Origin of the sequence: Nocardioides pantholopis, assembly GCF_003710085.1 — a bacterium.
Classification (GTDB): Bacteria; Actinomycetota; Actinomycetes; order Propionibacteriales; family Nocardioidaceae; genus Nocardioides; species Nocardioides pantholopis.
In genome coordinates, this window is sequence record NZ_CP033324.1 from 2925542 (window position 1) to 2945848 (window position 20307).

Genomic DNA, 20307 nt, shown 5'->3' on the forward strand with positions numbered 1-20307 from the left:
AGACTGCGTCGGTGACCCCGACCCGCCAGGAGCGCTGCCGATGAGGCTGTCCGTCGTCGACCTGGGCACCGTCGCCCCCGGCAGCACCGAGACCGAGGCGCTGGCGGACTCGCTGGCAGTGACCCGGCACGCGGAGGCGACCGGCTTCCACCGGGTGTGGTTCGCCGAGCACCACGCCAGCCGGTCTGGCGCCTCGCACCACCCCGAGCTGCTGATCGCGGCAGCCGCGACCCAGACCTCGAGGATCCGGCTGGGATCCGGCGCGGTGCTGATGAACCACTACAGCCCGTTCAAGGTCGCCGAGATGTTCCAGCAGCTCGAGGCGATGGCCCCCGGCCGCATCGACCTGGGCATGGGGCGGGCGACGTCCGGGCCGGTCCTCGACCTGGCGCTCCAGCCGGACCGCCGCCAGCCGAGCCGGCCCGACCACCAGCAGCAGGTCCTGGAGACGGTGTCCTGGCTCTACGGCCCGTTTCCCGAGGACCACCCGTTCGCGGCGCACCCGCTGGTCCGCACCACCCCCGGGGTGCCGCAGACCTGGCTGCTGGGCTCGAGCCCGAGCGGCTCGAACCTGGCCGCGGGGCTCGGCATCGGCTACACGTTCGCCGGCTTCATCAACCCCGCCGGCGCGGCTGCGGCGCTGCGGCACTACCGCGAGACGTTCCGCCCGCAGGGCTTCGGGCTGGAGGCGCCGCGCGCGATCCTCGCCGTCAACGTCACCGTCGGCGAGACCCGGGCCGAGGGCGAGCGCCTGGCGGGCTCGGCGAAGGGCTTCTACGCCCGGCTGGGACGGGCCGGTGGCGCGGCCACGATCCCGTCGGCGCAGGAGGCGGCCCGGGAGCTGACGCCGGCCCAGGCGGCGGAGCCCACCACGATCGAGGCGGGCCGGTGGCCGCGGTTCGTCGCGGGCGGTCCCGACGACGTCCGCGCCACCCTGGAGCGGATGGTCGCGGAGAGCGGTGCCGACGAGGTGATGGTTCAGAACCTGATCGCCGACCCGGACGACCGGATCCGCTCCCACGAGCTGCTGGCCCGAGCGTTCGGCCTGACCCCGGAGGCGGACCGATGAGGGTCCCCCGACCGTGGCGGCTGCGGCTGTCCGCGCTCGCCCTGGCCCTCGGCGCGGCCGGCGGACTGGCCGGCTGCAGCGACCTCGGGCCGGTCGGCCCCGCCGAGGTCTCCGACCCGACAGCCGCCGCGGAGCCGACCGAGACCCCGACACCTCCCCCAGCACCGGCCCCGGACCCGGCGCCCGCACCCACCGTGGACGCGCGACCCGGCGAGGTCGTGCGGACCACCCTGCGCGACGCCGTCGCCGCCCTCCCGGTCCGCCCCGAGCACGCCGGCGGCTACGACCGGGATCTGTTCCCGCACTGGGACGACGCGGACGGCAACGGCTGCGACACCCGCCGGGAGGTGCTGATCACCCAGAACCGGGCTCCCGGCGCCACCCTCGGCGCGGGCTGCACGGTCCTGGCCGGCGAGTGGTTCTCCTACTACGACCAGGAGACCACCGGCCACGCCGCCGACTTCGACGTCGACCACCTGGTTCCGCTCGCGGAGGCGTGGTCGTCCGGCGCCCACGCCTGGGACCCCGCCCGGCGGCGCGCGTTCGCCAACGACCTCGGGGAGCGCCGCGCGCTGATCGCGGTCTCGGCGTCCTCGAACCGGTCCAAGTCCGCCGCCGACCCGGCCGAGTGGATGCCGGCCTACCAGAGCTGCGTGTACGTCTCGTCCTGGGTCGCGGTGAAGACCCGCTGGCAGCTCAGCGTGGACGAGACCGAGCGGGCGGCGCTGGCCGAGTACGCCGAGCGCTGCGGCGCGCGGCGTACGACTGTCCGCATCGCGGCGGTCACCCCGACCGGCTCCACCGCCGACGCCCGGCCCTCCGACGCGGCCTCGCTGCCTCCGGCCCCGGCGCCCGCGGCGACCCGCGTCCCGTCCCCGCCCCCGGCGCCCCCGGCGGCCGGCGGCACGGACCCGCGCTTCGACTTCTGCTACTCGGTCCTCGACGCCGGCTACGGCCCCTACGTCCGGGGCCAGGACCCCGAGTACTCCTGGTACCGCGACAACGACGGGGACGGCGTGGTCTGCGAGTCCTGACCCGCCGGCGGCGGACGCAGGTGGCGCCAGCACCTTCCCGTCGTCGCCGCCAGGACCTACCGTCGAAGGCAGACACGACCGGGCCGGCGTCCGCGGCCAGGTGCACGAGCCGCCCTCGGCGATCACCGCGCGACGCGGTGAGTCTCTCGGTCCCCTCGGAGGTCCCCCATGGCGTTGAGCGACCGGGCTCGCCGCACCCACGACGAGCTCTTCCGCGGCCACGTCTCCCCGCTGGCCGTCACCGACCCCGAGCTGGTCGAGGTCTTCGACAACTTCGCCTTCGACGAGGTCCTCCAGGACGGGGGGCTGACGCCTCGGCTGCGCCTGATGGTCCAGCTGGCGGCCCTGATCGCGGGCGGGGCGCACGCCTCCTACCGCCGGATGCTCGGTGCGGCGCTCACCGTGGGCGTCACCCCGGTCGAGGCCAGGGAGGTCGTCTACCAGGCGGTGCCGTACGTCGGCATGGGGCCGGTCCTGGAGTTCCTGAACACGACGAACGACGTGCTCGGCGAGCGCGGGGTGGACCTGCCGCTGCCGGGCCGGGCCACCACCACCCCGCAGGACCGGATGAAGAAGGGGCTGGCCCGGCAGCGGGAGGTCGCCGGGAGGCAGGCGCTCCAGGCGATGTACGCCGCCGCGCCGGCGGACTCCCAGCACCTCCAGCGCCACCTGTCGGCGAACTGCTTCGGCGACTACGTCACCCGCGACGGCCTCGACCTGCCGACCCGCGAGCTGCTGACGTTCGCGATGCTGGTCTCGCTCGGCGGCTGCGAGCCCCAGGTCGCCGGCCACGTCGCCGGCAACGTCCGGGTCGGGAACGACCGCGGCACCCTGCTGGCGGTGCTGACCCAGCTGCTGCCGTTCATCGGCTATCCCCGCACCCTGAACGGGCTGCGGGTCCTCGACGAGACCGCGCCGGCTGCGCCCGCCCCCGAGCCGTGAGCCGGCCCGGCCGGCGAACCCCTCCGGGCTCGCCGACCGGGCCGCCGGCAGCTACCTCCTGCTGACCCGCACGGTGTCGCTGGCGGTGGCGACGCCGCCCCGGCCGGTCGCGGTCACCACGACCCGGACCGGGCCCCGGGTGGCCTTCCGGGTCCGCAGGGTCAACGTTCCCCCGGCGGCCCGGGTGGCCCGACTCGCGAGGGTCCTGCCCCTCTGCACCAGCCTGACCCGGACCGTCGTGGCGCCGGCGGCGGCCACGACGACCCGCAGCCCCCGCCGGGCCAGGGCCTTGGTGGAGAGGGCCGACGCGCCGGCCAGCACCGACGCCGACGGCCGCGCCGGTGCGGGTGCCCCGGGGCCGGGCGTGCCGGGGCCGGGCGTGCCGGAGCCGGGCAGCGTGCTGGGAGCGCGGCCCAGCAGCGTGTGGAACAGGTCGGTCTGGTCGATCACGCCGGTGACGTTGGCCGCCTGCGGGCCGGAGGCCGCGACCCGGATCTGGGCGCCGGTGTGGTCCGAGCCCACCGCGTTGGTGGAGTACGCCACGGTCATCGGGTCGCCGTCGGCGGTCCTGACCGTCGCGCGCTGGACCCCGTCATCGGGGTTGCCGGCCACGATCTGGGTCGAGTGCGCGTGGTCGCCGGTGACGACGACGAGGGTGTCGGGGTGGGTCCGCTGGTAGTCCAGCGCGACCGCGACGGTCTCGTCGAGCTCGGCGAGGTCGCCGATGGCACCGCAGATGTCCGAGGCGTGCTCCTGCTTGTCGATCATCGCGCTCTCCGCCTGCAGGAAGAACCCGTCCGGGTTGTCCAGCAGGGCGATCGACTTCTCCATCATCGTCGAGAGGTCGGGCTGGGTGCCGCGGTCCGCGGGGGTGCAGGTGGTGTCCGGGCCGCCCGCCCCGGCGGCGGTGGCCACCAGCGGCCGGTACCTCGGCGTCAGGTTGCCGTTCGCGAACAGGCCCAGGACCGGCCCGTCGCTCAGCGAGGTGACCGCGTCCAGCTCGGCCGCGTCCGAGACCAGGCGGTACCCGTGCCGCGACTGCGCGTAGGCCAGCGCCGTGGGACCGGCGGTGGTGGCCTGCTGGAAGCGGCTGCGACCGCCGCCCATCAGCACGTCGATCCGGTTGTCGACCAGCTGCTCGGCGATCGACCCCCGGCCCGCGGGCTTCGCCTCCCCGGCGCAGCTCCTCGCGGTGTCCGCCGGGCCCTGGCAGCCCCGCTGGCTGATGTGGGCGCCAGCAGCGGCGGGGGTGGCGTCGGTGATCTCGGCGGTGCTGATGTTGCCGACCCGCTTGCCGGCCGCATGGTGCTTCTCCAGCACGGTCTCGTAGTCGACGCCGGGGGTGGTGGACGCGGCGCTCGGGCCCTGGGAGATCCGCCCGTCGATGGTCTTGCGCCCCGTCGACCAGGCGCTGGCGGTGGGCGCGGAGTCGGAGACGTAGGCGATCGGATAGTCCGGTCCGGCGCCGGCCTGGAGGCCGTACGTCGTCATCGCGCCGGTGAACGGCAGCGCGTCCAGCGCCGGGAAGCGGCCGCCGGCGCCGTACTCGTAGTTGCGGGCGGCGGTGATGACCGAGTCGTCCATGCCGTCGCCGATGATCAGGATGACGTTGCGGGGCTTGGCCGGGTCGATCTGGCCGGCGAGCTGCGCCGACCGCTCCGGGCCGGCGTCCTGCTGGGGCGCGGCGGGAACGGCGATGGCGGCGGCCATGGTGCCGAGGGCGACGAGGGACGCGAGTCCCCCGATCGCGACGGTGTGGCGCTGAGGTGCGTGCACGGGAGTCCTTTCGGGTTGGCTGACCTCCGCACCGTCCCGTGGCTGCGCGTCCGCACGGAGGGGGTCGGCTGACCGGGAGACGTCGAGCAGGTGACCGGTTCCCGACCGTGCCGCGCTCCGGGCGGGGAGGACCCTCGCTACCCTCGACGACGTCGACGCGGGTGAGGAGGTGGGGACGTCGCGCCAGGAGTCGCCCAGCCACGCCCCGTACGCCGTCGCGATCGGCTGCGGATCGCTGGCGCTCGTCGCCCTCGTGGCGGTGACCCTGATCGGGGAGGCCGCGACGGTGGTCCCGTCCCCGCGCGAGCCCGCCTGGCGGCTGACGGCCCTCGGCGTCGTGGCCCAGGCCGTCGCCCTGCTGTGGGTCCGCAGCCGGCCGCGGGCGGCGCTGATCGGCACCGCGCTCCCGGCGCCCCTGGTCGCGCTGGCCGGTGCGGCGGACGCGGCGAGCATCACCTCCCTGGCCATCCTCGTGGCGGTCTACCTCGCCGCGAGCACCCGGCCGGTCGGCGCCCTGGCGCTGCCGCTCGGCGTCGTCGCCGGGGCCATTCTGCTCAGCGGGCTGATCGTCGGCGACGACCTCGGCGTCCCCCCGGCCGAGGCGCTCGGCGGCTCCCTGCTCCAGGCCGCGGGGACCGTGGGCGTGGCGCTGCTCGCCGCCACCTGGGTCCGGGCCCTCCGGGAGAGCAAGCAGGCCCGGGCCGCCCAGGGACGGGCCGTGGCCCGCGAGCAGGACGCGCTGGTGCAGGCGGCCATCGCCCGCGAGCGGACCGACATGGCCCGCGAGCTGCACGACATCGCGGCCCACCATCTGACCGGCATCGCGGTCCTGGCCGCCGCGGTCGAGCGGCAGATCGACACCGATCCGGTCGGCGCGAAGCATGCTGTCCACCAGGTCCGCGACCAGGCCACGCTGGTGCTGCGCGACCTGCGCAGCCTGGTCGGCCTGCTCCGCGACCAGCAGGCCGCCGCGGGCTCGCGCCCCGAGACGCTGGCCGGGATCCCCGACCTGGTGACCGAGGTCGCGGCGGCCGGCCGCGACGTGGAGTTCACGATGCTCGGCGACCCCGACGTCCCCGGCCGGGAGGTCGGCCCGCTCGCCCAGCTCGCCGCCTTCCGCGCCGTCCAGGAGGCCCTGTCCAACGCGGCCCGGCACGCCCCCGGCGCCGCGAGCCGGGTGAGCGTCGACGCCCGGGCCGACGACGCGGTGGTGGTGAGCGTGCGCAACGGCCCCGCGCCCGGAGCCCCGTCCCCGGCTCCCGGCACCGGATTCGGGCTCGTCGGCATGCGGGAGCGCGCCGACCTGACCAACGCCACCCTCGAGGCCGGGTCGACCCAGGACGGCGGCTGGCAGGTGACCATGCGGGTGCCCAGGGAGGGGCCCGGGGAAGTGCCGGGCCAGCTGACCGGAGAGGTCCGGGCAGCCGCACCGGACGAGAGGGGAGCATCGTGATCCGCACCGTCGTGGCCGACGACCATCCGCTGGTGCGCGCGGGCCTGGTGACCCTGCTCGGCACCGAGCCGGACATCGAGGTGGTGGGGACGGCCGCCGACGGCGAGGAGGCCGTGGAGGTGGCCCGCCGGCTGCGGCCCGACGTCGTCTGCATGGACATCCGGATGCCCCGCCTGGACGGCATCGCCGCCACCCGGGCCCTGGCCGGCCCGGACGTCGAGGACCCGATCCCGGTGCTGGTGCTCACGACGTTCGAGATCGACGAGTACCTGTTCGGGGCGCTCGAGGCCGGTGCGTCCGGCTTCCAGCTCAAGGACGCCGACCCGGCGGTCCTGGTGCGGGCCGTCCGCTCGGTCGCCGCCGGCAACGGGACCCTCGACGACACCCTCACCAAGCGGGTGGTCGGCGAGGTGCTGAGCCGCCGCCGGATCCAACCCGTCACCGCGGCTCGGGGCACCGACCTCCTCACCGCGCGCGAGCTCGACATCGTGCTGCTGCTGGCCCAGGGGATGTCGAACGAGGAGATCGCCGAGGCGCTGGTGCTCGAGGTGTCCACGGTGAAGTCGCACCTGGCCCGCATCCTGCCCAAGCTGGGCGTGCGCTCGCGGCTGCAGGCCGCCGTGTGGGCCTACCAGAACCGCATCGTCGACCTGCCGACCTGACCCCGGGCGGGCGGTCCGCGGCCGGGGTGGGGGCGGCCTACATCGAAGGATGGAGGCCGCCAGGTTCGATCCTTCGGCGCTCGTACGGCGCGCCGGCGCTCCCTAGCGTCGTGGTAGTCCACTCCACGACCCCCAGGAGCACCTCGTGCCCACCACCTCTCCGTCCCTGCGTCCCAGCACCACGGCCGTGGGGCTGCACGACGTCCACAAGACCTACCCGGGCCCGGAGCCCGTCCACGCGCTGCGGGGGGTGTCGCTCAGCCTGCCGATGGGGTCCTTCACCGCGGTGATGGGCCCCTCCGGGTCCGGGAAGTCGACGCTGCTGAACTGCGCCGCCGGCCTGGACTCCCCCACCAGCGGCCAGGTCGTCATCGGCGGGCGCGACGTCAGCGGCCTGTCCGCGGACGCCCTCACCCGCTTCCGCCGCGAGCACGTCGGCTTCGTCTTCCAGGCCTACAACCTCATCGCGCACCTGTCAGTGGCCGACAACATCGAGCTGCCGGTGGTCCTCGCGGGCCGCACCCCGGACCCGGCCTGGCGGGCCGAGCTCCTCGACGCCGTCGGGCTGAGCGGGATGGAGCAGCGCCGCCCGACCGAGCTCTCCGGCGGCCAGGCGCAGCGGGTCGCCATCGCCCGCGCCCTGTTCGCGAAGCCGACAGTCGTCTTCGCCGACGAGCCGACCGGGGCCCTCGACTCCCGGACCGGAGCCCAGGTCCTGTCCGTCCTCCGGGCCGCCGCTGACCGGTTCTCCCAGACCGTCGTCGTGGTCACCCACGACCCGCACGTCGCGGCCGCGGCCGACAGCGTGGCGTTCCTGGCCGACGGCCGGCTGGTGGACCGCGTCGAGCGCGCGACCCCCGAGCAGATCGCCGCCACCATGCTCTCGATGGGCGGTGCCTGACATGTGGCGCCTGGCCCGCTCCAACATCGCGGCGCACCTGTCGTCGCTGATCGGGACGATCGTCGTCGTCGCCCTGGCCGCGGCCGTGCTGTCGGCCGCCGGCGTCCTCATCGAGTCCGGGGTCCGGGCGCCCCGCCCCACCGACGGGACCGGTGACGCCAGCCTGCTGACCGTGCTCGCCGGGTCCTTCATCGGGACCGCCTCCGTCGTGGTGATCCTGGTCGTCGCGGCCACGGTGAGCCTGGCGATGCGCCCGCGCCAGCGGGACCTCGCGGTCCTGCGCGCCCTGGGTGCCACCCGCCGCCAGGTACGCCGGATGGTGGCCGCCGAGCTGCTCCTGCTGACCGCGGTGGTCGCACCCCTGGGCGCCCTGCCGGGGCTCGCCGCCGCCCGGCTGACGACGCCGCTGCTCACCGACGCCGGCATCGTGCCGCCCGGGTTCTCCCTGACCCTCTCCCCGCTTCCCGTCCTCGGCGCCGTCGTGGTGCTCGCGCCGGTGGCCGTGGCCGCCGCGTTCCTGGCGACCCGCGAGACCCTCCGGCTGCCGCCGACCGCGGCGGTGACCGCCACGCTCGCGGAGCCGCGGGAGGTCGGCCGGACCCGCCGGGTGCTGGCCGCGGTGACCGCCGCCGGCGGTCTGGCCGCAGCCGGCACGCCGCTCGTGGTTCCGGGGACGATCGGCGGCGCGACCGCCGCCAGCTCCGCGCTGCTGCTCGTCGCGGCGGCCGCGCTCGCGGGGCCGGTCCTCGTGGCCTGGGCGCTCGGGTCCTCGGGCCGGGCGGGCGGCGGGCGACGCCGCCCCGTCACCCGGCTCGCCTTCGCGAACACCCGCGGGTTCTCCCGCCGGCTGACGGCCGTGATCGTGCCGCTCGCCGCGGTGATCGCGGTCGGGACCGTCCAGACCAGCACCGGCGACGCGCTCGGCGACGCCGCGGCCCAGCAGCTGAGCGACGGGCTGCAGGCGGACCTGGTCGTCACCGCGCCCGACGGCCTCGACGACGAGGAGATCGCCCGGATCCAGGACCTCCCGGAGGTCGACAGCACCACGGCGCTCGCGGCGGTCCCCGCGCGGGTCCGCACCGACGACGAGGAGATCGCCGGGCTCGAGGGCCTCTCCTGGGAGCCCTACCAGCTACGGGTCCTGCCCCTCGGCGGCCCGGACGCCTCCTACGACCCCGACGTCGTCGCCGGCTCGCTCGACGACCTCGACGACGCCGGCAGCATCGCGGTCAGCAGCGACGCCCGCTTCACGATCGGGCACGGGATGAGCGACACGGTCGCCGTCCAGCTCGCCGGCGGCGAGACGACCGAGCTGCGGGTCGTCGCGGTGTACGACCGCGGCCTCGGGTTCGGGGACTACACCCTCGGCGAGGCGACCCTCGCCGAGCACCGGCTGGACCGGCCCGTCGACACGGTGCTGGTCTCCTCGGGAGCTCCCGACACCGTGGCGGGCGGGCTGCGCGACCTCGGGCTGGAGACGGTGAGCCAGCAGGGCTACGTGGAGTCGGCCACCGCCGCCGGCGAGGGCCAGCAGCGACTCTCCGCGGTCCTGCTGCTGGCACTGCTGGGCTTCATGCTGGTCGGCGCCGCGAACGCGCTGGTCATGCTCACCGCCGGGCGGCGCGGGGAGCGGGCCCTGCTGGGCCGGATCGGCCTCACCCGCCCGCAGCAGGTGCGGCTGGCACTGGTCGAGTCCGCCATCACCGCGACCGCCGCGATCGTGATCGGGACCCTCGCCGTCGTACCGGCCGTCCTCGGGGTGTCCCTCGGCCTGCTCGGCCCGGTGGTCCCGGTCCTCGACGTCACGACGTACGGCGTCCTGGTCGGGCTGGTCGTCCTCGTCTCGGTCGCGTGCTCGGTCCCGGCGGCCGCCCGCCGGTGAGCACCGGGCGGCTGTGCCGCCGGCCGGGTCACCGCAGCGCGGGGCCTGGCCGGCGGTCGGTCGCGAGCGCGACGTCCAGGGCCCGCGATGCCGGGCAGGCGAGGTCGGGCAGCACGCCGACGCCCTCCCAGTTCGTCCCGGTCACCGCGTTGACCGGGACGGCGGTGGGCACGTGCAGCTGCAGGTGCGCGGTGAGGTCGAAGGCCTCCCGCGGGTGCGCGCCACCGCCGGTGATCTCGCCGACGACCCGGGCGCGGCCGAGGGCCTGGAGGTCGTAGGCCAGCTCCTCCCCGCCGCTGAAGGTCCGCGCGCTGGTGAGCACGTCGACCGCCACGTCGGCCGGCACCTTCGGGGTGACCGACGGCGTGGTGCAGGAGCGGACCACGGTGCCGTCGCGGGCCACCAGGTCCTGCAGGTGCACCGGCTCGTCACCAGCCAGGTGGCTGACCAGCAGCGCCACCGACTCCGGCACGCCGCCCAGGCAGCCGCGTAGGTCGAGGACCAGGCGCTCGAGGCCCGCCAGCAGCGTGAACGCCGCCGCCGCAGCGGGGCCGACGTGCTCCGGCGGCGGGATGATCGCGCCGAGGGCGACCAGACCGGCCCGGCCGCCCAGCCGTCGTACCTCGGTGATGCCGGGCCCCTCGTCGCGGACGACCTGGGCGAACCAGGCACGCACCGACTCCTCGTCGACCTGGCTGGGCACGCCCCCGGGACAGTGCTGGACCCGGAGGTGGCGGTCCCCGTTCACGGACTGGAGGGCAGCGCTGAGCGTGACGGCGTCCGCGGCCTCGTCGGTGCCGGTGAGCACCACGGCATCGAGGGCTACCGCGATCTCGGCTGCGACGTCGGGGAACACGTAGCGGGAGCGGACCAGGTGCTGGATCTCGGAGAGCATCATGCGACCAGTGGACCCGGGCCGTTGACAAAGCGTCTACTGCTCTTGACGCTTGACTGGTGACCGACCCCGTCGAGACCGCCACCCCGGCCCAGCTGCGCGCCTTCGACCACCCGATGCGGCACCGCATCTGGCGGGCGGTGGGGCGCGAGGGCGCGACGGTCAGCCAGCTCGCCCACCGGCTCGCGACCAACAAGGGCAACGTGGCCCACCACGTGAAGGTCCTGGTCGCCAGCGGCCTGCTCGCGCCCGGCCCGACCCGCACCGTCCGTGGCGGCACCGAGCAGTACTACCTCGCCACGACCCCCCAGCTCCGGCTCGCCGGCGACACCCGCGACGCGACCCGCGCGATGCTCGCTTCGGTCGCCGACGAGGTCGCGGCCGCCCCCGACCCGCTGCTCAACCACCGCACCGTCCGGCTCACCCGCCGGCAGGCCGAGGCCCTCGCCCGGCACCTCGACCGCGTGGTCACCGAGCTGGAGCCGGCGGGCGAGCGGGAGCCGTCGTACGGCGTGCTGGTCAGCGTCTACCCGCGCTGACCTATCCCCGCCACCGCCGGACCAGGCCCTCGCCGATCGACCACTGCGCGGCGGCGTACGTCGTCAGGACGGCGGCCTCCAGCGCGGTGCCGCGGTCGCCGGCGAAGAACTTGCGGACCCCGATCAGCACGTCGGACGTCAAGAAGAGCGCCGTGCCGGCCAGCAGGTGGCCCCGGCCCGGGCCACGGTCGACCGCCGCGGCCGACGCGGCCAGGGCGGACAGCGTGACGCCGTACGCCGCGACGGGTGCCGCCAGCGCCCGGTCGCCGCGGCCGGCGGCCAGCGCCATCAGCGCGGACCCGGTGCCGCCGGCCAACAGGGCCCGGCGACGCCCGGGTGTGGCCAGGACCGGCGCGGACGACAGCCGGCGGAACGCCGAGATGTAGGCGAGGTGCGCGGCGAGGAAGGAGCCCAGCCCGGCGAGGAACGCGCCGTTGCCGTGCCGGTTCAGGGCGAGGTCCCCACCCCAGGAGAGTCCCAGGGCCGCGAGCACGCGGGACCGGCCCGGCCCGTGCGGGGCCCGGAGGATCCGGACGGCCAGCGCCGGCACGAGCAGCGGCTTGCCGACCCGCCGGACCCAGCCGATCACGCCCTCGTCGCGGGACTGCTCGCTCATCCGGTCTCCTTCGGCCACGTCCTGGCCCGTCTCCGACGTGATCGCGGAACCCTACGACGCGATCGGCGGCCCGGAGGGCCGCCGCAGGGGCAGTACCCGACGCCCCCGCCGGCACGCGCGTCACCGATGTCGACAGCGGGGACCCGGTCCCGGGGCAGGACGATCCGGTGAGCGCCACCCGCCGTGGTGGTCGTGGGCCGGCTACCGACCTGACCGCGCCCGACCGCCTAGGACGTCCGGTGCCGGTTCGGTCAGCGCACCTCCCCCGCCCCGGGTGCTCGGGTGCCCGAGCCGTCCTCGGGTCGTGACGACGGCGATGGACGCGAGCACCGCGAGGCCGATCGCGGCGGGCCAGTTGTCGGCGACCGGCTCTCCGGTGAGGTGCCCGGCGCTGAAGAGCGCCCAGTTGACGGCGTTGTGGCCGAGGACGACGAGCAGCACGGAGCCGTCGGCGCCGTTGGCGAGCCAGGACAGCACGAACGACATGCTCACCACGAGCACGAGATAGGCCAGCAGCTGCCCGGGATCCTGCCGGGCGGTGTCCCACTCCTCGGTGAGGAACAGCGGGGCGTGCCAGCAGCAGTGGATCACCCCGAGGACGAGGGCCGCGGTCATCGGGTGCAGGCGTCGTTGGAGCCGGGGCAGGGCGAAGCCGCGCCAGCCGGGCTCCTCCTGGATCGGCCCGCCGAGCAGGTAGACGAGGAACGTGGTGGTCACCAGCACCGACGTGGCGGCGGCGCCGTCCTCCGGGGACAGGGCGGTGCCGGGCGACAGCAGGTAGCCGGCGGCGGTGGCGAGCGGGATGGCGACGAGAGCGAGGACGTACCAGCGCTGGCGGACCCGCCACTGCAGGACGCGATCCAGCAGTCTTCGCGGTGCGCCGGGCCCCTCGGCTATCCGGGCGACGACCAGCGCGGCGGCGAACGGGCCGGCGAAGAGCCCGAGCTGGTTGATCCCGGCGACCGCGGAGAAGGACGGCTCGAACGGCAGGACCCCGACGCCGCTGCGGGAGAGCCACCACGGGCTCCACACCGTCCAGGAGCCCAGGTAGGCGAGGACGAAGAACGCCGTCAGCGGGTGGCGTCGGATCAGGGCGGTCATGGGCGTCCTTCGAGGTCGTCGAGCACTGATCGCCAGAAGGCGAGGTCCGCGCGCATCGTCATCTGCCCCCAGGACAGGACGCGGCGGTGACTGGGCTGGTCGCCGCCCAGCCCCGGCTGGTGGAGGAACTCGAGCGCGGCGGTCAGCTCCTCGACCCGCTGCCGCGCGAGGGGCGCGGCGAGATCCGGGGCGGCGTCCATGAAGAACAGCCGCAGCATCGCCGGGTCGCGGTACTGCGCGGGCTCGGCTGCCTCGCCCAGCCACGCGACGAGCACCGCGCGACCGGCGTCGGTGATCGCGAAGGTACGACGCCGTCGGCCGCCCTCCTCCTGCGTCGCCGAGACCAGTCCGAGGCCCGCCAGCCGTTGCGGCTCGGCGTACAGCTGCGAGCGCGGCACCGGCCAGAAGAACGACACCGACACCTCGACGTTGCTCGCCAGCTCGTAGGAGGTCTGGGGCCCCGCGGTGGCCAGCAGCCCGAGCACGACGTACGAAACCGGCCGATATGCACGGTCTGATTCGGACGGTTGCATGTCCGGACCGTAGCAGCCTCGACCGTCCTATACTCCGGCGGATGACGACTCCCCGGCGGCGGCGTGCCGTCGTGGACCGCCCCGGCAGCAACGTCGCGCTGGACCTGTTCGTCCTCGACCAGCACCTCGGGGCCCTCCTGGACACGGCACTGGCGCCCGCCGGGCTCACCGCGACGCTGTACGCCGTCTACTCGCAGCTGGGCCGCGGCCCCCTCACGCCGGGCCAGCTGAGCGAGCACCTCGGCGTCCGCCCGACCACGCTGTCGGGCTACCTCAAGGCGATGGAGCGCGACGGGCACGCCATCAGGACCCGCAACGCCCGCGACGGCCGCTCCCGCCTGGTCGAGCTCACCGACGCCGGTCACGCCAAGGTCGAGGAGTGCCGCCCCCTCTTCCGCAGCACGGTGCGCCGCCTGGACCGGGCGATCGGTTCGGCCGCCGACGTCGCCGCGGCCCGCGAGATCCTGGCCCGGCTCGACGACGCGATCATCGGCACGCTCGCCGACCTCGGCTCGGACCGGCCCGCCGAGAACCGCCCACGCGAGACCTGAGGAGACCTCATGCCCCGCGCCTTGGACGCCGGTCGCGGCGCCCCCGGCGATCAGCACCCGGGCGACACCCGGGTCCGCGGACTATGGTCGAGGGACCCTGCCCTTTCCGACCGAGGAGCCGCCGTGCATCCGACTCATGTCCCCCTCCGTGTCGCCACCGGCGCGTACATCCTCAACTCCGGCATCAGCAAGATCGGCGCCGACGAGGGCACGGCCCAGTACCTCCACGGCGCCGCCGCCTCCACCTATCCGGCGCTCTTCAAGGACATGGAGCCGCAGAAGTTCGCGAAGCTGCTCGCCTACAGCGAGATCGCCGTGGGCACGGCACTGCTCGCCCCGATGGTGCCCGCGACCGTCGCCGGCGCGGCGCTGTCCGGCTTCGGGGCGAGCCTGATGGGGATGTACTTCAGGACCCCGTCCATGACCCTGGCCGACGGCATCCGCCCCAGCCAGGAGGGCATGGGCCTGGCCAAGGACTCGTGGCTGGTGGGGGCCGGACTGACGCTGGCGAGCCAGGGGATCCTGGGAGCCGCGAAGGCCGGCGTGAAGTCGGGCGTGAAGTCCTCGAAGAAGGCCGTGCGCCGAGCCACCCCCGGCACGCGCTAGCCGCAGCCTTGAAAGGAGAAGGGCCCGCACAGGTTCTGTGCGGGCCCTTCATCGGGTAGCGGGGGCAGGATTTGAACCTGCGACCTCTGGGTTATGAGCCCAGCGAGCTACCGAGCTGCTCCACCCCGCGTCGGTGAGGAGGACGTTACCCGCCCCCGCTCGGCGGCTCACCCCCGCCCCCGCGGGACGGAGCCGGCACCCGGCCGTGCGGACGCACGAAGCCCCGCCACCCAGGTGCGGGCGGCGGGGCTGGCGTTCAGCTCGTGATTCAGACGGCGCGGCGCTGACCGTCGTGCGCAGCGTCGGCGTCGTCGTCGAAGAAGTCGCGCGATCCGGACTTCGCCAGGCCGCGGCTCACCATGTAGCCGATGGTCAGCAGGGTCACGTAGAACCATGCCTCCTGCGGCCCGAAGTCCGAGGCGTCGACGACGGCCGATGCGATGAGCACCGCGATCGCGACGACGACGTACGCGATGAGCTCGGTCGTCTTGAACGACGCCTTGGTCTCGGTGCTGATGCGCCGGCCGGTCCGCGCCGGTGCCGTGCTCGTGTGGTTCGACATGCAGTTCCCCCTTGGGCCGGGCCCGCGCGGACCCCATGACCCGCGACGCTCTCGCCCGGCATCAAAGCCGCCAGTGCCCAGCAGCGGCAGACCCATCCGCGAATACCACCGTGGGCGAGGGTGATTCCGGTCACGCGCGGCCGCTGGGGAGGACATCCGGGAGCTCTCCGGGGGTGTCGAGGGCGCGATCCCAGAGCCGGCCGACCTCCGCCACCGGCACCGGCGGCAGCACGTGGAAGCTGCCGAGCAGGAGCAGGTACACGGTGCGCGCGAGGTCGCGGGCCTCGCGCCCGCCGTCGGTCAGCTCGACGAAGAGCGACTCCAGGTAGCTCAGGCGCCGGCCGTCGATCCGTTCGAGTGCCGCCCGAGCCGCCTCGTCCTGGGCCGCCCACGCACGCACCGCCACCTCGAGCGCCGCGGCGCGGTCGCCATCGGCGACCACCGCGGCCCGCAACCGGTCGAGCCGCTGGCGCGCCGACGCGGCTGGATCGGCCTCGGCCGCATCGACGTACCGCTGAGTCTCGACCGCCTCGAAGTGCTCCAGGAGCGCAGCCTCGAAGCCCGGGACCCCACCGAAGTGGTGGTAGAAGCTGCCCTTGCTCAGCCCCATCTCCGCACACAGCCGCTCGATGGTGACGGCACGGAAGCCTTCGGCCGCCAGGACGGCGAAGCCCTTCTCCAGCCACTGATCGCGCGCCGTCATGCGGCTCCTCCTACCACTCGAACTTCGGCAGAATTCGGGATGCGACCAGACCATACCATTCCGTATGGTCTGGTCATGAGACTCTCCCGTGTCCGCATCGGCACCTGGCTCCTGGCCGTCGGTGCCGTCCACCTCGCCGCCACCCCGGTCTTCTTCGGCGACGCGCTGCGCAGCGTCGTCGAGGGAGGCGTCCTGTTCAGCGTCGAGGCCGATGCGGAGGCGACGACGCTCCGCGCCTCCGGCTTCTGGTACGCCACGTCGGGGGTCGCCGTGATGGCGCTCGGCCTGCTCTCCCGGCACTCCGAGAGCCAGCTCGGTTCCCCGGCTCCGGTCCTGCCGCCCACCCTCCTCGGGCTGGGCGCCTGGGGGGTGCTCCTCGACCCCCAGAGCGGTTTCTGGCTCTTCTTCCCCATCGCCGTCCTGGCCTGGCTGCGGGTGCGGTCCGCCCGCCGCAGCACGGCCGTCGCGGTGTCCGTGCCCTGACCCCTCGCGCTCCCCCGAACGGCAGCCGTCAGGCCGTGGCCCGGGGGCGGCGGCGCGCCGGTCGGCGGATGACGGAGCCGGGCTTCGAGGCCAGGAGCGGGTCGAAGTCGTCGGTGACCGGCGTCAGGCGCTCCTCGTCGACGAACACCGCGCCGTCGCGCACCTCCTGGACGAGGTCGCGGCCGAGCACGGCGCCGGCCGTGCCCATCCCGCCCCAGATCGTGGCGTTGATGCCGAACATGTGCTCGGTGCTGCCGCCGGCGAGGAAGAGCCCCGGGATGTGGGTGGTGACCCGGGGCCGGAACGGGCCGAGGTTCCTCAGCAGCGGGGCGATGCCGTAGCAGGAGCCGTCGGTGGTCAGCGTGAAGCGCTCCTGGGTGATCGGGGTGGACGCCTCGCAGAAGACCATCCGCTCCCGCAGGTCCGGGATCATCAGCTCGGCGGTGTCGAGCACCCGCTGGGTGAGCTCGTCCTTGAGCTGGAGGTAGCGCTCGTCGCGGCCGTAGCTGCCGCCGTCGGCGGGGCTGGACTGCACGTTCCAGAACTCGTGGTCCTTGGGCGCCCAGCTCACCAGCTCGAGCGTCGAGTAGCCCGGGGGCGCCGAGTGCGTCCCTTCGGGGTCCTTGGCGGTGGGACAGCTGATGCCCACCGGCATCCGCTCGGGGCAGCGGCCCGCGGCCACCTCGCGGTAGTAGCCGTCGATGTCGTTGGTGGGCCACACCCAGGCCAGTGGCGGGGTGCCGCGCTCGCGCAGGTCGACGTCGAGGGCGACGTACACCGCGAACATCGGCAGCGTCATCTCCAGGCTCGCCAGCCTGCGCCGCAGCCGGCGGGTCAGGTGCTCCTCGCCGACCAGCTCCGCCCAGGTCCTCTTGAAGTCGGCAGCGGAGACGACGATCCCGGCGCGGATCTCCTCGCCGTCGCGCAGGCGTACGCCGACGGCGCGCCCGCCCTCGACCAGGATCCGCTCGACCCGGGCCTTGGTGCGGACCCGGCCGCCGTGCGACTGGACCACGTCGGTGAGGTGGGCGCCGATCACCTGGCCGCCGCCCCGCGGGTAGTAGGCGCCGGCCTGGAGGTAGTGGTGCAGGAACCCGGCGTGCATGGCCGTGGGCGTGCGGTGCGGGGGCCACGTGTAGTCGCCGTTCTCCGCGAGGATCACCGCCTGGGCGTCGGCGCTGAGGCCGCACGCCGCCATCAGCGTCGTGATCGGGCGGATGCCCCAGCGCAGCAGCATGAGCGGGCGCCGGCGCGGGCTCTCGCCGGCGGCGATGATGCGCATGATCCGCACGCACCGGCGCAGGCCCGGCTCCTCCGCGGGGAAGGCGGCGATCAGCCGCTCGAGGTAGGTGTCCCAGCCGGTCGGGGTCTGGAACGTCGTCCCCGGGATCATGATCTGGCAGTGGCCCTCCGGGCGCTGGCGCAGCCAGTTGACGCGCTCGGTCAGCGCCAGCCCGGAGAGCGCTGTCTGCATCCGGCCGCCGGGGCCGCACTCGCCGACGTAGTGGGTGCCGACGTCGAACTCGAACTTGTTGCCGGCGCGGCGGAAGACCTGGGTGCTGCCGCCGACCACCTGGTTGGCCTCGAGCACCAGCACCCGCTTGCCGTTGGCCGCGAGGTACGCCGCGCAGGTGAGGCCGCCGGGACCCGCGCCCACCACCACGGCGTCCCAGGTCTCGCCGACGTCCCGCCTCGACGGTGTGGCCGTGGTCTGCGTCATGACGGATCGCTTTCGCACGCGGTATCTGGAGTGAGACTCCAGTCAACTCGCTCCGGCCGCCGTTCACCAGAGGGCCCACGTCAGGTGGACGGCGACCCCAGGACCAGAACGTCGAGGAGCATCGGCCCGCCCCGTGGCCTGACCGACCGGGCATGCAAGAGGCCCTCACAGTCGGACAGACTGGAGGGCCTCTTGGGTTTGTAGCGGGGAGACCGGACAGATCTTCGAGGCACACGGCCCCGGACGCTCGAGCGGCGTGCGGATCTGCCGAAGAGGGCTGGGAGGCGATGTCTTCTCATTCCTCGCTGGCCTGTGCCGATCCTCACGACCTCGGCGCGGTCACACCGGTCGACGCACGAACGCGACGGTGGCCCCCAGGAGAGGAACGAGGATCCAGGCCCCGAAGACGACCGCACCCATGCTCGGGCTGAGCTGGGACGCGTCCGGCGCCACCGAGGTGAAGGAGCTCCCGGCCATCGACGGCAGGTACTTCATGAGGTCCTCTCGCGCGCTCTCGGGGAGCAGGATGAAGCCGAGGCCGGGGAGGACGAAGATGATCCCGAACAGCGTCGAGATCGCCCCTGCCGTGCTCCTCAGGAGGCCGCCCAGAGCGAGCCCCAGCAGGGCGGTGCCGGTCAGGAAGGCAGCGGCACCGATGACGGCACGGAGCACGCCGGGGTCGCCCAGCGTCGCGGTGTCGACGTCGCCGCTGGCGATCAGGCCCTGACCGGCGAAGAACGCGACGAGGGCGCTCAAGGCGAGCACGGAGAAGGTCGCGATGGTCACGACCGCGACCTTGGCCCAGACCACTGGCAGCCGGGACGGCACCGCGGTCAGCGTGGTCCGGATCGTGCCGGTGCTGTACTCGCTGGTGATGGCGAGGACACCGAGCACGCCGATGATGAGCTGGGCGACCTGGACTCCGGCCAGGGCTACCCCGGCCGGGTCGTCTCCGGCGTCCGCCGGTGGGTCCCCGACCACCCCACCGACCATGGCGGAGAAGATCAGGCCGATGAACAGGAGCGCGCCTGCCGCAGCGGCGAGCGTGACCATGTTGCTCCTCACCGAACGGAGCTTGGTCCACTCCGAGCGCATCACGTTGCGCATCGTGATCCGGCCTGGACCGGCTGAAAGACCTGCGGGTGCGGTTGCCTGGGTACTCATCGAACTGTCCTCTCGGGTGCCGAATGAACGGTGGCGGTGGTCTCGCCGGCGTACTCGACGGCGTCTCGGGTGAGCTCCATGAAGGCCTCTTCGAGAGAGGCCTGCTTGCTGCTCAGCTCATGCACGGGGATCGAGGCCTCGCTGGCTCGGGCGCCGATCTGCTCGGGCGTGAGGCCGATGACGTCGAGAGACCCGTCCGGCTCTGTCGTCACGGTCACGCCCTCGCCGGTGAGGAGCGGCTGCAGCAGCGCCGCCTGCGGGCTGCGGACCCGGACGCTGCGGATGGACCTGCTCATCAGCTCGGCCACGGGCAGGTCCGCGATGAGCTTCCCGCGACCGATGATGACCAGATGCTCGGCGGTCATGGCCATCTCGGTCATCAGGTGGGAGGAGACGAAGACCGTGCGACCTTCGGCGGCGAGGCTGCGGAGCAGCTCGCGGATCCAGCGGATGCCGTCGGGGTCGAGCCCGTTGACCGGCTCGTCCAGCACGACCGTCTGGGGGTCTCCGAGCAGGGCGCCGGCAATCCCGAGCCGCTGGCCCATGCCGAGTGAGAACCCGCCCACCCGGTCCTTGCTGACGTCGGCGAGCCCGACCAGCTCCAGCATCTCGTCGACGCGGCTCGCCGGCAGGCCGTGCGTATGGGCTTGGGCCAGGAGGTGGTTGCGGGCGGAACGGCCGGGGTGCCTGGCCCCTGCGTCCAGGAGCACGCCGAGCTCGCGAATGGGCATGGGGTGTTCGCGGTACGGACGACCGTTGACGGTGGCGCGTCCGCCGGTCGGGTCCTCGAGCCCGACCAACATCCGCATTGTGGTGGACTTGCCCGCACCGTTGGGCCCGAGGAAGCCGGTCACGACACCGGGCTTCACGGTGACCGTGAGGTCGTCGACCACGGTCTTGGAGCCGTACTGCTTGGTCAGGTGCTGTAGCTCGATCATGAGGTTCTCCTCGTGGGGACCGGACCTTCCGGCGTTGGCACGAGCCTGCTCGTCCGGAGTGCTGGCCCGCGTCGTGCAGTCGCAGACACCTGTGTCTGCTGCACGCGCAGCAGCGCACCGGACGGGGAGGGGACGGCTACCGCGCTGGCGGTAGGGCTGTGTACTGCGACCGGAGGA

At 74.2% G+C, this 20307-nt stretch carries 21 protein-coding genes and 1 tRNA gene; 11 read left to right on the top strand and 11 right to left on the bottom strand.

The window, feature by feature from the left end; all coding sequences use genetic code 11:
• Nucleotides 1-40: 40 nt before the first annotated feature.
• From EBO35_RS14055 to EBO35_RS14065, 3 genes are all read left to right on the top strand, one after another.
• On the top strand, nt 41-1069 hold the full coding sequence (locus tag EBO35_RS14055) for an MsnO8 family LLM class oxidoreductase (RefSeq protein ID WP_122819791.1): 1029 nt from the start codon (nt 41-43) through the stop codon (nt 1067-1069).
• A complete protein-coding gene (locus EBO35_RS14060) occupies nt 1066-2103 on the top strand; it encodes a GmrSD restriction endonuclease domain-containing protein (protein ID WP_122818261.1) in 1038 nt (345 codons plus the stop codon). The genes EBO35_RS14055 and EBO35_RS14060 overlap by 4 nt, the downstream gene beginning before the upstream one ends.
• 168 nt (nt 2104-2271) lie before the next feature.
• Complete coding sequence (locus EBO35_RS14065) at nt 2272-3045, top strand: carboxymuconolactone decarboxylase family protein (RefSeq protein ID WP_122818262.1); 774 nt, start codon at nt 2272-2274, stop codon at nt 3043-3045.
• 51 nt (nt 3046-3096) lie between these two features.
• Here the strand turns inward: EBO35_RS14065 and EBO35_RS14070 are convergent, their stop codons facing one another.
• On the bottom strand, nt 3097-4821 hold the full coding sequence (locus EBO35_RS14070; protein ID WP_164477970.1) for an alkaline phosphatase: 1725 nt from the start codon (nt 4819-4821) through the stop codon (nt 3097-3099).
• Nucleotides 4822-4990: 169 nt separating this feature from the next.
• Here EBO35_RS14070 and EBO35_RS14075 point away from each other — a divergent pair, with 169 nt between their 5' ends.
• From EBO35_RS14075 to EBO35_RS14090, 4 genes are all read left to right on the top strand, one after another.
• Entirely contained in the window at nt 4991-6274 is a 1284-nt protein-coding gene (locus EBO35_RS14075) for a sensor histidine kinase (protein WP_164477971.1), read from the top strand.
• Nucleotides 6271-6936, top strand: coding sequence for a response regulator (locus tag EBO35_RS14080; RefSeq protein ID WP_122818265.1), 666 nt, complete (start codon nt 6271-6273; stop codon nt 6934-6936). Before EBO35_RS14075 ends, EBO35_RS14080 begins: the two co-directional genes overlap by 4 nt.
• A 145-nt stretch (nt 6937-7081) precedes the next feature.
• Nucleotides 7082-7837: an ABC transporter ATP-binding protein gene (locus EBO35_RS14085; RefSeq protein WP_122818266.1), complete on the top strand. Its 756-nt coding sequence runs from the start codon at nt 7082-7084 to the stop codon at nt 7835-7837.
• Between the two features lies 1 nt (nt 7838).
• Complete coding sequence (locus tag EBO35_RS14090) at nt 7839-9719, top strand: FtsX-like permease family protein (RefSeq protein ID WP_122818267.1); 1881 nt, start codon at nt 7839-7841, stop codon at nt 9717-9719.
• A gap of 28 nt (nt 9720-9747) precedes the next feature.
• On the opposite strand, the gene EBO35_RS14095 is transcribed toward EBO35_RS14090, so the two are convergent.
• Entirely contained in the window at nt 9748-10617 is an 870-nt protein-coding gene (locus EBO35_RS14095; RefSeq protein WP_122818268.1) for a S41 family peptidase, read from the bottom strand.
• Between the two features lie 56 nt (nt 10618-10673).
• On the opposite strand from EBO35_RS14095, the gene EBO35_RS14100 reads away from it, so the two are divergent.
• Complete coding sequence (locus EBO35_RS14100) at nt 10674-11153, top strand: winged helix-turn-helix domain-containing protein (protein WP_122818269.1); 480 nt, start codon at nt 10674-10676, stop codon at nt 11151-11153.
• 1 nt (nt 11154) lies between these two features.
• Here EBO35_RS14100 and EBO35_RS14105 read toward each other — a convergent pair whose 3' ends face one another.
• From EBO35_RS14105 to EBO35_RS14115, 3 genes are all read right to left on the bottom strand, one after another.
• Nucleotides 11155-11769, bottom strand: coding sequence for a lysoplasmalogenase (locus EBO35_RS14105; RefSeq protein ID WP_122818270.1), 615 nt, complete (start codon nt 11767-11769; stop codon nt 11155-11157).
• A gap of 201 nt (nt 11770-11970) precedes the next feature.
• Complete coding sequence (locus EBO35_RS14110; protein WP_122818271.1) at nt 11971-12870, bottom strand: CPBP family intramembrane glutamic endopeptidase; 900 nt, start codon at nt 12868-12870, stop codon at nt 11971-11973.
• Nucleotides 12867-13355 carry a PadR family transcriptional regulator gene (locus EBO35_RS14115; protein WP_164477973.1) on the bottom strand — a complete coding sequence of 163 codons (489 nt, stop codon included), beginning with the start codon at nt 13353-13355 and terminating at the stop codon, nt 12867-12869. Before EBO35_RS14115 ends, EBO35_RS14110 begins: the two co-directional genes overlap by 4 nt.
• Nucleotides 13356-13444: 89 nt before the next feature.
• On the opposite strand from EBO35_RS14115, the gene EBO35_RS14120 reads away from it, so the two are divergent.
• Nucleotides 13445-13954, top strand: a complete 510-nt coding sequence (locus tag EBO35_RS14120) for a MarR family winged helix-turn-helix transcriptional regulator (protein WP_164477974.1) — start codon at nt 13445-13447, stop codon at nt 13952-13954.
• Nucleotides 13955-14077: 123 nt separating this feature from the next.
• Nucleotides 14078-14560, top strand: coding sequence for a hypothetical protein (locus EBO35_RS14125; protein WP_122818273.1), 483 nt, complete (start codon nt 14078-14080; stop codon nt 14558-14560).
• A gap of 56 nt (nt 14561-14616) precedes the next feature.
• On the opposite strand, the gene EBO35_RS14130 is transcribed toward EBO35_RS14125, so the two are convergent.
• The 3 genes from EBO35_RS14130 to EBO35_RS14140 all read right to left on the bottom strand — a co-directional run bounded on the left by EBO35_RS14130 (nt 14617) and on the right by EBO35_RS14140 (nt 15825).
• Nucleotides 14617-14690 (bottom strand) — tRNA-Met (locus tag EBO35_RS14130).
• A 138-nt stretch (nt 14691-14828) separates the two neighbouring features.
• The gene (locus EBO35_RS14135) at nt 14829-15122 is read right to left on the bottom strand and encodes a hypothetical protein (protein WP_122818274.1); all 294 of its coding nucleotides are present in this window, start codon (nt 15120-15122) and stop codon (nt 14829-14831) included.
• 130 nt (nt 15123-15252) lie between these two features.
• Nucleotides 15253-15825 carry a TetR/AcrR family transcriptional regulator gene (locus tag EBO35_RS14140; protein WP_122818275.1) on the bottom strand — a complete coding sequence of 191 codons (573 nt, stop codon included), beginning with the start codon at nt 15823-15825 and terminating at the stop codon, nt 15253-15255.
• Between the two features lie 75 nt (nt 15826-15900).
• On the opposite strand from EBO35_RS14140, the gene EBO35_RS14145 reads away from it, so the two are divergent.
• Nucleotides 15901-16308, top strand: coding sequence for a DUF6463 family protein (locus EBO35_RS14145; RefSeq protein WP_122818276.1), 408 nt, complete (start codon nt 15901-15903; stop codon nt 16306-16308).
• 28 nt (nt 16309-16336) lie between these two features.
• Here the strand turns inward: EBO35_RS14145 and EBO35_RS14150 are convergent, their stop codons facing one another.
• From EBO35_RS14150 to EBO35_RS14160, 3 genes are all read right to left on the bottom strand, one after another.
• Nucleotides 16337-18028 carry a phytoene desaturase family protein gene (locus tag EBO35_RS14150; RefSeq protein ID WP_122818277.1) on the bottom strand — a complete coding sequence of 564 codons (1692 nt, stop codon included), beginning with the start codon at nt 18026-18028 and terminating at the stop codon, nt 16337-16339.
• 339 nt (nt 18029-18367) lie between these two features.
• Nucleotides 18368-19093 carry an ABC transporter permease subunit gene (locus EBO35_RS14155; protein ID WP_164477975.1) on the bottom strand — a complete coding sequence of 242 codons (726 nt, stop codon included), beginning with the start codon at nt 19091-19093 and terminating at the stop codon, nt 18368-18370.
• Between the two features lie 95 nt (nt 19094-19188).
• Entirely contained in the window at nt 19189-20130 is a 942-nt protein-coding gene (locus EBO35_RS14160) for an ABC transporter ATP-binding protein (protein WP_122818279.1), read from the bottom strand.
• Between the last annotated feature and the right edge of the window lie 177 nt (nt 20131-20307).